11 protein-coding genes and 1 pseudogene are annotated in these 11,193 nt (G+C 39.8%); 4 read left to right on the top strand and 8 right to left on the bottom strand.

Features of this window, described 5'->3' with window-relative positions:
* The first annotated feature begins 10 nt into the window (after nucleotides 1-10).
* Nucleotides 11-1,399, top strand: coding sequence for a RagB/SusD family nutrient uptake outer membrane protein (locus B4G94_RS07085; protein WP_286857965.1), 1,389 nt, complete (start codon nucleotides 11-13; stop codon nucleotides 1,397-1,399).
* A gap of 50 nt (nucleotides 1,400-1,449) precedes the next feature.
* Here the strand turns inward: B4G94_RS07085 and B4G94_RS07080 are convergent, their stop codons facing one another.
* From B4G94_RS07080 to B4G94_RS07065, 4 genes are all read right to left on the bottom strand, one after another.
* The gene (locus B4G94_RS07080) at nucleotides 1,450-1,806 is read right to left on the bottom strand and encodes a hypothetical protein (RefSeq protein WP_286857963.1); all 357 of its coding nucleotides are present in this window, start codon (nucleotides 1,804-1,806) and stop codon (nucleotides 1,450-1,452) included.
* 37 nt (nucleotides 1,807-1,843) lie between these two features.
* Complete coding sequence (locus B4G94_RS07075; RefSeq protein ID WP_286857961.1) at nucleotides 1,844-2,575, bottom strand: MauE/DoxX family redox-associated membrane protein; 732 nt, start codon at nucleotides 2,573-2,575, stop codon at nucleotides 1,844-1,846.
* Nucleotides 2,576-3,110: 535 nt separating this feature from the next.
* Nucleotides 3,111-4,199: a hypothetical protein gene (locus B4G94_RS07070; RefSeq protein ID WP_286857960.1), complete on the bottom strand. Its 1,089-nt coding sequence runs from the start codon at nucleotides 4,197-4,199 to the stop codon at nucleotides 3,111-3,113.
* Nucleotides 4,196-4,888: a hypothetical protein gene (locus B4G94_RS07065; protein ID WP_286857958.1), complete on the bottom strand. Its 693-nt coding sequence runs from the start codon at nucleotides 4,886-4,888 to the stop codon at nucleotides 4,196-4,198. Before B4G94_RS07065 ends, B4G94_RS07070 begins: the two co-directional genes overlap by 4 nt.
* A gap of 460 nt (nucleotides 4,889-5,348) precedes the next feature.
* On the opposite strand from B4G94_RS07065, the gene B4G94_RS07060 reads away from it, so the two are divergent.
* From B4G94_RS07060 to B4G94_RS07050, 3 genes are all read left to right on the top strand, one after another.
* Nucleotides 5,349-6,374 (top strand): hypothetical protein, encoded by a 1,026-nt coding sequence (locus tag B4G94_RS07060; protein ID WP_286857957.1) that lies wholly within the window; start codon nucleotides 5,349-5,351, stop codon nucleotides 6,372-6,374.
* A gap of 30 nt (nucleotides 6,375-6,404) precedes the next feature.
* Entirely contained in the window at nucleotides 6,405-6,713 is a 309-nt protein-coding gene (locus tag B4G94_RS07055; protein ID WP_286857956.1) for a hypothetical protein, read from the top strand.
* Nucleotides 6,714-6,918: 205 nt separating this feature from the next.
* Nucleotides 6,919-7,593: a porin family protein gene (locus B4G94_RS07050; protein WP_286857955.1), complete on the top strand. Its 675-nt coding sequence runs from the start codon at nucleotides 6,919-6,921 to the stop codon at nucleotides 7,591-7,593.
* Nucleotides 7,594-7,665: 72 nt separating this feature from the next.
* On the opposite strand, the gene rpsJ is transcribed toward B4G94_RS07050, so the two are convergent.
* From rpsJ to rpsL, 4 genes and pseudogenes are all read right to left on the bottom strand, one after another.
* Nucleotides 7,666-7,971, bottom strand: coding sequence for a 30S ribosomal protein S10 (gene rpsJ / locus B4G94_RS07045; RefSeq protein WP_028070501.1), 306 nt, complete (start codon nucleotides 7,969-7,971; stop codon nucleotides 7,666-7,668).
* A 128-nt stretch (nucleotides 7,972-8,099) separates the two neighbouring features.
* A pseudogene (fusA, locus tag B4G94_RS07040) lies at nucleotides 8,100-10,135 on the bottom strand (elongation factor G).
* A 133-nt stretch (nucleotides 10,136-10,268) separates the two neighbouring features.
* Complete coding sequence (gene rpsG, locus B4G94_RS07035; RefSeq protein WP_077437603.1) at nucleotides 10,269-10,736, bottom strand: 30S ribosomal protein S7; 468 nt, start codon at nucleotides 10,734-10,736, stop codon at nucleotides 10,269-10,271.
* A 19-nt stretch (nucleotides 10,737-10,755) separates the two neighbouring features.
* On the bottom strand, nucleotides 10,756-11,169 hold the full coding sequence (gene rpsL / locus B4G94_RS07030) for a 30S ribosomal protein S12 (RefSeq protein ID WP_108636809.1): 414 nt from the start codon (nucleotides 11,167-11,169) through the stop codon (nucleotides 10,756-10,758).
* Between the last annotated feature and the right edge of the window lie 24 nt (nucleotides 11,170-11,193).

Below are 11,193 nucleotides of genomic sequence, written 5' to 3'. Positions count from 1 at the left end.
TCGAATCAATATGAAAAAGATAAATAAAGGGCTTTCAATCGTACTAGTTACCATTGCCATACTCTTAATGTATAACTCCTGTAGCAAGTATCTGGATATTCAATCCAACGATGCCTTGGTCATCCCCAAAAGCCTGGAAGACCTACAAAAATTGTTGGACAATACTTTGAAGATGAATAGAGGGATTGGCTCCATGGGGGAGATCTCGGCAGACGATTATTTTTTGGAGCAGTCGGTCTTGGCAACAGTGACGGATATAGATAGGTTAAATTATACTTGGCGGAATAATCTGTATAACTTTAGCAACGACTGGTCGGCGGGTTATGTGCCTGTTTATAGCTGTAATTTGGTTTTGGAGCGTTTGGCGAAGATCGAGCGGACAGCTGTTAATGCGTCGGACTACGATCGGATCAAAGGGACGGCCTTCTTTGCAAGATCCAATCAGTATCTATCCTTACTCTGGAATTATGCCAAGGCTTTCCAAAGTACAACAGCTGCGTCGGATTTAGGAATTGTGCTGCGCAATTCTTCGGATATGAACGAAAAGTCAAAACGTTCCTCTGTATTGGAATGTTATAATGCGCTCATCAAGGATTTGCATGATGCTGCGGAATTTTTACCGCAAACGAGTAGTCACGTAATGCGTCCATCAAAAGCGGCTGCTTACGGTTTATTGGCCAGGGCTTACCTATCGATGGCGAAATATGATTCGGCTTATTATTATGCAGATAAAATGCTTCAGATCAATGATGATCTGATGGACTTCAATAATCCCGATGAGGTCGATTTGACGGGAATAAATCCCTTTTTGCGGTACAATAAGGAGATCGTGGTGTATTATGAACAGACTTCTAACGGAACACCATTGATTCGGATAGCACAAATGGATACGGTATTGTACACTTCTTTTGATGCAAACGATCTCAGGAAGGAAGCCTATTTTAAATCCGGTGTCAACGGTTATAAGGCTTTTAAAGGAAATTATGCCGTGGCATCCAATGCATGGGAAACTGTATCCCCTTTTGGAGGTATTGCGATAGATGAAATGTATCTCATCCGTGCGGAATGTCTTGCACGGGCTGGGAAGCTAGCAGAAGCACAGAAGGATCTCAATATGCTACTAGCTAAACGGTATAAAACTGGAACTTTTGTTCCTTATAAGCTGACTATTGCAAAGGATGTACTTGAGCTGATATTAAAAGAAAGGCGAAAAGAATTGCTCTTTAGGGGGCTGAGATGGATAGATATCAAAAGATTGAATCTAGAAGGAGCAAATATTGTTCAAAAGAGGTTTTTGGATGGTAAGGAATATATTTTGCACCCTAACGCAAATCGTTATGCTTTACCATTGCCTGATGATATTATTCGAGTGACGGGGATTGAACAAAATCCACGCTAATAGAACAACCAAAGCCTCTCTTAGGAGGCTTTGGTGTTTTGATAAACTGTTTAATTTCGGTTCACCGGATTGAAAGGTGTCGAACTCGAACCTCCAATTCTTTGTGGTATATAACCCGAAGCGGCGCCAGCTGCACCAGGAATTGCATCCATTGAAATTTTTGCCGGATCTAAAGCCGAGCCGCTCAAGTCGGTATTGTCAACTGGAAGCGAACAAGCTTTATTGTTCGTCGGATTACAACTATGTCCATTTGGCGTAGTCGTCCAACGTGATTCATCAGCAACTTGAGATGCATTCAATGGATCTCCATTGAAATAAACAGTCACAGGAGCTAAACTTTTTCCTGTATAAGCCTCAGCACCTTTAAATGCTGAGAATCCGATAATCATGGCTCCTCCTAATATCATGTAGCCATAATTGTTTAAAAATTTGGTTAGCATGTAGCTACCCTCCTTTCTGTACAGCAAGCCATCTATTGGTTAGTAAAGATGTTGGCTTGCTACTTTTTTTTGTAAATAATTGTCGGTACGGTCCTGAGTACCGATCGTATCTGTATGCCAGGCTGCCTACTATAGGCCTACTGACGTCGTTGTGTTCTGGATAATAATATAGACTGTCCGGTGCATACCATACATCCTTTGACCTTGTATAATGGATATTCCTGTAGCTGATGGCTCCCATTGCTATAAAGCAAATCAGAAATAATGCGATGTTTGTCTTGCCTGTGATTACTCGCTCGCCATATTTGGCGACCTTGCGATGCAACACCCATCCCGTTATAGAAAGGCCAAGAATCACAATATTTATCAATAGATGTGCAGTCCAGGAAATACGGCTCAGAAAGCTTGTGCACATACAGGGTTTCTGTGCATAGACATTTAATACGCCTAATCCAATATAGATCGTAAAAACGATGATCAATAGGGTGGAGGCTCTCCATCCCCATGCACGCAGTCCGACTGATGGTATGGCTAGTAATATCCCAACACCGATTTCCATGAGCGGAAGTAACCAAAAGAGTATTGGAGCCAGATAACTGATTATGGGCTGCTGCTCGAGAGCAATCCGAAACGCGCTCAGCTGCCAGATCTTGTCCATACCTACATAGATCCAAAAAAGGATCATTACCGACCGAAGGATCTTATATATGATGCTACTTGTATTATTCGCTTCCATAGCTTTAATTATTTGTACTGTGGTATTTATTATTTTCGTTTTCCAGCCTTAACTATCTAGTTTAGCACCTTTATTATTTATGCTTAGCTTATGCTAACTATTTGTATTTCTCTCCTAACTATTTATATCCCGGGCTTAATTATTTGTATTGCCGTGTTAATTATTTTTGAATGGGCTTTTATTATTTCTATGCTTCTTTAAAAACAGGGCGCCGTACCTGCCCCTCCATGAGGTACAGCGGCCTGCCTGAGCGTCAGCTTCTACTTTTTCGTACGCCTTAAATCAAAGGTACCACGGAAAATAGGCGAGCGTAGGTGTAACGAAATGACTAATTCGGAGAGTTCACCTGCCTCTATTCGGTTTAAACAAAGAGTGGGATGTAGTGAAGGGGTAATATGGTGGCAAAAAGGTTAGGTGTGGCTTCTTGGTAAAACCATTGGTTTTAGGATTGTAATGGCTGTTTTTGATGGATAGAACGAATGTGCTGAGGGGGTGTAACGCTAACATACCCCTAGTTTTTTTAATTCTGTGTATTTTATTTATTTAATTCGGGAAATTGTTCATTCAGCTCGGCAAGCATGGTGTTTAATACTCTACGGATACGTACAGCTGCATGAAATTCAGCACTTTTGTCCATCCTTGTCAGGCTATGGGCAGAAAGTAAGGTGCCCTCCCTCGTTTTGATGAGTTTGGAAAACTCCTCGGCAACTTCTTTTTTCTCAGACGAGCGCATGATATTAGCCTTGACAGCGATGTGCATCCAGATCTTGAGCTCCTTGCCATTGAAATTGCTATGGATAAATCGTTGTGAATGATCATGCAATGTTGAATGCGGTTGCGTATTTTCGGCCTGAATGTACTCGCACATCAACTCAAGCAAACTCCTTCGATTGCTATCATACGCAAAGTTGGGAATGCAGGAGAAATGTTTTGGAAAGAGTAATAGCGCATCCATAAATGAGGGATCTGAAATGTATAGCTCTTTCCAGCGGTTAAAGAATCCCATGTGGTTAAAATTGAAATTGACCATCACTACTAAAAACCGGTAATGCCAGTTCTTACCTTGGCGCTTGTCTTGCGCCAACTGCCGTAGCGATTCGACCAATTGGATCAGATAATCTTGATGTCGGTATTGAATATAAGGGATCTTGCCATTTTCAAATAGACTGTCCATGGCTGAAAGAATTTCACCAAGATAAACTTTTGGTATGTCTTTTTGAGCAAGACTATCGAGGATATAGGGCATATTGATGTAGACATATGCATACATCCTTTTGCGGTAATGGCTTGGTAAGGATGTAGCAGGATCGATGTCTCTTTTAAATAAAAATTCAATACGTTCGAGCAAGTCTTCCAGCGCTACTAACGCCGTACGGTCTCCGATATTGTTATCCCTACAGAAGCTATCGAGTTTTTGGTGTAGACGAAGTAATTGGGTATGGTATAGACGCACAGCCTGGCTGGCGGAGTCGACATTACTGATCTGCCGGAAGGCCTGTAATGACAGCGCAAAATTATCGGAGCAGGCCACTGAAATCTCGTGTAAACGTGCCTGCGCTCCCTTGCTTTCCAAGTGATCCAAAGCTTCGATAAGCAAAGTCAGTGGGTATAGACTTACAATCATTTGTACCTCCTTTTGATATCTTTGTGGTACCAGGGCCAGCCATAGACCCCAGGATGCATTTGCAGCAGGAGTGTGTCACCCACATTGGTCTGTTCATGTAACTGTGGGTTGACGTTTATGGACACCGTTTGCTCTTGCCCTTCATGCTTGAACGAAAACCACAATTCATGGATGTCACAACAAGGAGGGCATTTTTGGATGACAATGGCAGGTATGCGTACAGCTTTCACATTTGGGATATGCTGACAATTGGCCATAATCAGCAGCATACGTATATACCAGATACAGGCAAGGATCATAATCGGAAATTGGATCCCATAAAGTTTGAAAAGGTTTATCTTTCTCCAAGAAAATAGATGTGCTAGCACACAGACGATGAAGGCTATCGGTATGCCTTTTCTTACAGCTGTCCAAAATGGCTGGGAACTGATCAATAGCTGATAGGGGAGGCGATCAAATAATGCTATACTGCTAACTTGGATACAGGCAAAAAAGATAAAGAAAAGCTGCATCACGCGCTCTTGGTTGCGGATCTCTAAAAAGGGGATAAGCACGACCAGTACACCAATGCTATATACACGTTGGTCATGTGTCCGCGCCCAAAAAAGCCCATATAAGGTAATCAATACAGCAATCGTAATAAATATATAATTGCGGCTAAATGGGAGGACTGTTTTTGTTGTTCTCATGATCTATGGGTTTATAATCAGTGAACTATTACTTTTCAAAAATACCGATAACGATAGGAAATTTTTGCTGAATACCGCCTTAATTTCAACGAAGACCTGTTTTTTACAACGAAGGCTGATTTCTTTACAACGAAAGGTGCATTTTAAACAATAAAGGTTGAAAATTTTCATCCAACAGGGTAATTATTTAGGTTAGATGCAGGAATGAAAAAGCCGATTTTTGAACTGGAAATATTGTTTAAAAAATAAATGGCTAAATTTATATAGCAAACATTTCTTCGTATAGGGAAATTTTTAACGAGAGTCCTTAAGCAATATCTAGCCATATATGCTTGAAGGAACCTTGGTATGTTGAAAAGTAATTTATAATAAGGTAAACTCTACCCGAATGAGAAAGAGCAAGCAAACTTGATGCGCATGTATGTTTGGATAGAGCTTTGATAAAATAGTATTGGAGTATATGAAAAGTATCGGTCAGGACAAATATCAAGATAATAAAGATTTGACTGTAAATTACCCGGATGTAATCTGGCTATTGATCGCGTCTTTCGTCTTTGGCGGTGTTTGCTGGTATTTGGGTTATCAGGGGGCTTTAGCTGATCGGCTTGCAAACTGGTCAATCATCTCTAGCTATCTATTTTTTGTGCTGATGGTGGCTATCACTTTTCTCTATATACGTTTGGTTATCGTGCTACTGGACAAAAGGCAAAATTGGTTGACCGATCCGGAGAAACGCATCGGTACACAACTGTTTTTTTGTTGTGTATTGCCCACACTATTTTTGTTCTGGATTATCGGTCCAGATGCAATGGCTAAGGATGAATGGCTTTTATTTCCTCTAATGGTCATATTTAGTGGGGTTCTGGTCTTGAATATGTGCTATACAGTGTATTTTTATCTCGCCAATTATCAAAGCCAAAAAAAGCTACTTGTTGAGTTGACCGAAGTAAACCATCAGCAGCAATTAAAGATAACAGATCTTGAGGAGCAGATTGATCTGTTATCTCCGGATCTGGAAGAGGTGAGGGAAATCCTGGAAGCTGAGACGGGAGATAGAGATCCTGATTCCATGGATGAAATAGATTTAGTTCTGGTCAAATCCATGGATCCGGAGCAGGAAGTATTCTTGCTCAATAACAAAATCTTGTCCCAGAAGATACTGTATAAAGATTTGGGAATTTTTACTTTTAAAAATAGTATCGTCAGCCTTTATTTAAAAACTGCGATGCACGAAAATCTTACTTGTGGTGAACAGCGTAGCCTAAAGGAAGTCGTAAATAGTACAAAAGGATTCGTACAAAAGATAGATCGGGATAAGGCGATACCGTTTGGTATGATCCAGTCTTGTCATCAACTGAAGCGTGGCAGGTTGCGTATTGTGCTCAAGCTTCCGTTTGAAGGACGTTATAATTTTGAGGTGTCTGATAAGATTGCTAAGCATATCAAAGAATGGATCATGTTGCAGGTACCAATAGAAAAGGAATAATATAATGAGATAAACTTTAAAAGATAGATTATGGAAAAAGCAAAGGATAATACCTGGAAATGCCGTGCTACTGGTAAAGTTGGATTTCCTTCTTTAATTGAAGCCCAATGGGCAATGCTTCATTTTAAATTCAAATCACGGGTGAGAAACAAATTAGACGGCAAACGTATCAAACACCGGATGGGAAAAGATGCCTGCAAAAGGGCTTATTATTGTAAGTTTTGTAAAGGATACCATATTACCAAATGGGATAAAGGACACTTTAGCAACTACAAAACTAAGGCGGAGTCTTGGAAGATACCGGATGTATTAGGAAACTGGAATTATTTGATTGAGTAGAATCAGTAGATGGTATTGGTTAACACTCGTAAATTGTATTATGCTAATGTCACTTATTGAGCTTTTTTTTAAGCTTAGCAGCTAAATTAGCTATTCTGTAGAAATAATCTATGGTGTGTTATTTACAAAAGTAATTTTGCCGCATTTTCTTGTTGTTAATCAGAAAAATATAACTTATTTTTGTGTTATATTTAATTTATTTTTTATGAAAAGAAAATTACTCTCAATTGCAGCAGCATTATGCTTTATTGCTGGAGCAAAGGCACAAACTTCTTATGGTATTAAAGCTGGTGCTAACTTTGCTAAAATGAAAGAATCCGCACAGGGTTTTTCTTATACTTCTGATGCTGCAACATCATTTTACGTGGCAGGTTATGCTGACATCCCACTGGCAAATAGTTTTAGTATTCAACCCGGAATTTCATTACAAGGGAAAGGAAGTAAAATTTCATTGACAAAAATGGCGGAACTTGCTGGTATAAGTGGAGTGTCGGGTAGTGTAAAGCAAGATTTGATGTACATTGAAATACCAGTCAATTTTGTATATTCTATCCCAACAGGAAATTCTGGAAATGTCTTTTTTGGGGCCGGCCCATATGCTGGATTTGGAATTCATGCTAAAGTTAAAGCTGATAATATCTCGGGATCTTTTGAAGATGATTTTTTTGATGTAGACGGGAAAGAAAGTGGAAGCTTTGGTGATTTCGGCTACAAAACCTTTGACGCAGGGTTAAATGTTTTGGCAGGCTTTAAGTTCACCAACGGTTTCTTGATTAATGGTGGTTATGGTCTAGGATTAACAAATATTGCTAAGGACACTAATGGCGAAGGTAGTCTAAAAAACCGCGTATTCTCAGTAGGAGTTGGTTACCAATTCTAAGTAAAAAAATATAAAAATAAAAAAGGGCTTTTCTTACGAAAGGCCCTTTCTTTTTTCAGTGACTGAAATCTATCACACTTTGATTTCTACTTCAACACCTGAAGGCAATTCAAGTTTCATCAATGCGTCAACAGTTTTAGCGTTTGATGAATAGATATCCAACAATCTTTTGTAAGCACACAATTGGAATTGCTCACGTGCTTTTTTGTTAACGTGTGGTGAACGTAATACCGTATAGATTTTTTTCTCAGTAGGCAATGGAATAGGACCACTAACAACTGCACCTGTAGGTTTTACTGTTTTTACGATTTTTTCAGCTGACTTGTCAACCAAATTGTAATCGTATGATTTCAATTTAATTCTGATTCTTTGGCTCATTTTTATTTATTTAAAATGATTGCTAATTAGAGCTATTCACAACTAGCAATCGGTGTGTATTTTTTGATTAAAGAACAAAGAGAAAAGACTAGCGTCCTTTATCTTTGTTCCATTATCGTTGTGTTATATTATTCAACAGAACCTTTGACTCTGCCTTTTGATTTTGCGATTACTTCCTCAGCAACGTTACGTGGAGCTTCAGCATAGTGATCAAATTCCATTGTAGATGTTGCACGACCTGAAGTGANNGCATTTGACCACGACGACGGTTCAAGTCACCCATTACATCACCCATGTTTTCTTCTGGAGTCAATACTTCAACTTTCATGATTGGCTCCATCAATACTGGAGAACATTTAGGTAATGCCTCACGGTAAGCCATTTTAGCTGCCAATTCGAATGACAATGAATCTGAATCGACCGCGTGGAATGAACCATCAATCAAACGAACTTTCATGCCAGAAAGTGGGTAACCAGCTAATACACCATTATTTAATGACGCTTCAAATCCTTTTTGAACGGATGGGATGTATTCTTTTGGAATCGCACCACCCACAATTTCGTTTACGAATTGAAGTGCTGATTTTGTTGTATCGTAATCTGCATCGATAGGAGAGATAACAACTTTGATATCCGCGAATTTACCACGACCACCTGATTGTTTTTTGTATACCTCACGGTGCTCAGTAGTACCATTGATAGACTCTTTGTATGCTACTTGAGGAGCACCTTGGTTAACCTCAACTTTGAATTCACGTTTCAAACGGTCGATCAAGATCTCTAAGTGAAGCTCACCCATACCTGAGATAACTGTTTGACCAGTCTCTTCGTCAGATTTAACAACGAATGTAGGATCTTCTTCAGCCAATTTACCAAGACCAATACCTAATCTATCAACGTCAGCTTGCGTTTTAGGCTCAATCGCTAAACCAATTACTGGCTCAGGGAACGTCATAGACTCTAATACGATAGGCGCTTTTTCGTCACAAAGTGTATCACCAGTTTTGATGTCTTTGAAACCTACAACAGCACCGATATCACCTGCCTCGATAAAAGGAATAGGGTTTTGTTTGTTGGCGTGCATTTGGAAGATACGTGAGATACGCTCTTTGTTTCCTGAACGTGTGTTCAATACATAAGAACCTGCATCTAATTTACCAGAGTAAGCACGGATGAAACATAGACGACCTACGAATGGGTCAGTCGCAATTTTGAAACCTAAAGCTGCGAAAGGCTCACTAACAGATGGTTTACGCTCAATTTCTTCACCAGTATCAGGATTAGTACCTTTTACAGCCTCTACATCAAGAGGTGAAGGCAATAATTCCATTACTAGATCCAACATGGTTTGAACACCTTTGTTTTTGAAAGATGAACCACAAACCATAGGAACGATAGAGTTATCCAATACTGCAGCACGTAATGCATTTAAGATTTCACGCTCAGTCAATGAATCTGGATCTTCGAAGAATTTCTCCATCAAAGACTCATCATAACCAGCTACTGCTTCCAATAATTTCTCACGGTATTCAGCAACCTCGTCCAACATATCCTCAGGAATTGGAACTTCAGTGAAAGTCATTCCTTTATCATGCTCGTTCCAAACGATACCACGGTTGTTGATCAAGTCAACCACACCTGTGAACGTATCTTCAGCACCGATAGGCAATTGTAAAGCTACAGCATCAGAACCCAACATATCTTTTACTTGTTTTACAACTTTCAAGAAGTCAGCTCCTGAACGGTCCATTTTGTTAACGAAACCGATACGAGGTACTTTGTAACCATCAGCCAAACGCCAGTTTGTTTCAGATTGAGGCTCAACACCATCAACTGCTGAGAACAAGAATACCAATCCATCCAATACACGTAACGAACGGTTTACCTCAACCGTGAAATCCACGTGTCCAGGTGTATCGATAACGTTTACTTGGTATTTGTTGTTACGGTAGTTCCAGAATACAGTTGTTGCAGCAGAAGTGATCGTGATACCACGCTCAGCCTCTTGCTCCATCCAGTCCATTGTTGAAGCACCTTCGTGAACCTCACCAATTTTATGGTTTACACCTGAGTAATAAAGGATACGCTCAGTTGTTGTAGTTTTACCAGCATCGATGTGTGCAGCGATACCGATATTTCTAGTGAATTTTAAATCTCTTGCCATAATATTTTTAAGCAGCTGGCCTTACGGGCCTTATGTGTTTAAATGTAATGTTAAATAAGTACACCGACCTTGATAAAAGAGTGTTCGTTTATCGGAGGTCGGTGTAATCATATTTTTTTGAATGTCTTCAAAATTAGAATCTGAAGTGTGAGAACGCTTTGTTAGCTTCCGCCATTTTGTGCGTATCTTCTTTCTTCTTAACAGCAGCACCTTCACCTTTAGAAGCTGAAATGATTTCTCCTGCTAATTTTTCGAACATTGTTTTTTCACCACGTTTACGAGCGTATGAAATTAACCATTTCATACCCAAAGCAATTTTACGCTCTGGACGAACTTCCATAGGAACTTGGAAGTTGGCACCACCCACACGGCGTGATTTAACTTCAACAGCAGGCATAACGTTGTTCAAAGCTTTTTTCCAAGCTTCTAAACCGCTTTCTTGTGTTTTTTGTTCTACTAATTCTACTGCATCGTAAAAAATATCGTAAGCAATGGATTTTTTACCATCTACCATCATATTGTTTACGAAACGTGTTACCTGAACGTCGTTAAACTTTGGATCAGGTAAAATGATTCTCTTTTTCGGTTTTGATTTTCTCATTTTTCTTTCCTCCGTTTAATTATTTCTTTTTACCTTTTGCTGGAGCTGCCGCTGGTTGTCCTGGTTTAGGACGCTTAGTTCCATATTTAGAACGACGTTGGTTACGACCTGCTACACCTGAAGTATCTAATGCACCACGGATGATGTGGTAACGCACACCTGGTAAATCCTTAACACGACCACCACGGATCAATACGATCGAGTGCTCTTGTAAGTTGTGACCTTCTCCAGGGATGTAAGCGTTGACCTCTTTACCGTTTGTTAAACGTACACGAGCTACTTTACGCATTGCTGAGTTTGGTTTTTTAGGGGTAGTAGTATATACACGTGTACATACACCTCTTCGCTGTGGACATGAGTCCAACGCTGGTGACTTACTCTTATCAACCAGAGCTACTCTACCTTTTCTAACTAATTGTTGAATAGTAGGCATTTACCTGTTTTTGTTTATAAATTT

Origin of the sequence: Sphingobacterium sp. UBA7625, from assembly GCF_002484085.1 — a bacterium.
Classification (GTDB): Bacteria; Bacteroidota; Bacteroidia; order Sphingobacteriales; family Sphingobacteriaceae; genus Sphingobacterium; species Sphingobacterium athyrii.
This window is presented reverse-complemented; position numbering and strand designations above follow the sequence as displayed.

Excerpts from the sequence above, each read along its gene's own strand:
- B4G94_RS07085 (WP_286857965.1), top strand. The coding sequence starts at position 11 with ATGAAAAAGATAAATAAAGGGCTTTCAATCGTACTAGTTACCATTGCC.
- B4G94_RS07080 (WP_286857963.1), bottom strand. The coding sequence starts at position 1,806 with ATGATATTAGGAGGAGCCATGATTATCGGATTCTCAGCATTTAAAGGT.
- B4G94_RS07075 (WP_286857961.1), bottom strand. The coding sequence starts at position 2,575 with ATGGAAGCGAATAATACAAGTAGCATCATATATAAGATCCTTCGGTCG.
- B4G94_RS07070 (WP_286857960.1), bottom strand. The coding sequence starts at position 4,199 with ATGATTGTAAGTCTATACCCACTGACTTTGCTTATCGAAGCTTTGGAT.
- B4G94_RS07065 (WP_286857958.1), bottom strand. The coding sequence starts at position 4,888 with ATGAGAACAACAAAAACAGTCCTCCCATTTAGCCGCAATTATATATTT.
- B4G94_RS07060 (WP_286857957.1), top strand. The coding sequence starts at position 5,349 with ATGAAAAGTATCGGTCAGGACAAATATCAAGATAATAAAGATTTGACT.
- B4G94_RS07055 (WP_286857956.1), top strand. The coding sequence starts at position 6,405 with ATGGAAAAAGCAAAGGATAATACCTGGAAATGCCGTGCTACTGGTAAA.
- B4G94_RS07050 (WP_286857955.1), top strand. The coding sequence starts at position 6,919 with ATGAAAAGAAAATTACTCTCAATTGCAGCAGCATTATGCTTTATTGCT.
- rpsJ (WP_028070501.1), bottom strand. The coding sequence starts at position 7,971 with ATGAGCCAAAGAATCAGAATTAAATTGAAATCATACGATTACAATTTG.
- rpsG (WP_077437603.1), bottom strand. The coding sequence starts at position 10,736 with ATGAGAAAATCAAAACCGAAAAAGAGAATCATTTTACCTGATCCAAAG.
- rpsL (WP_108636809.1), bottom strand. The coding sequence starts at position 11,169 with ATGCCTACTATTCAACAATTAGTTAGAAAAGGTAGAGTAGCTCTGGTT.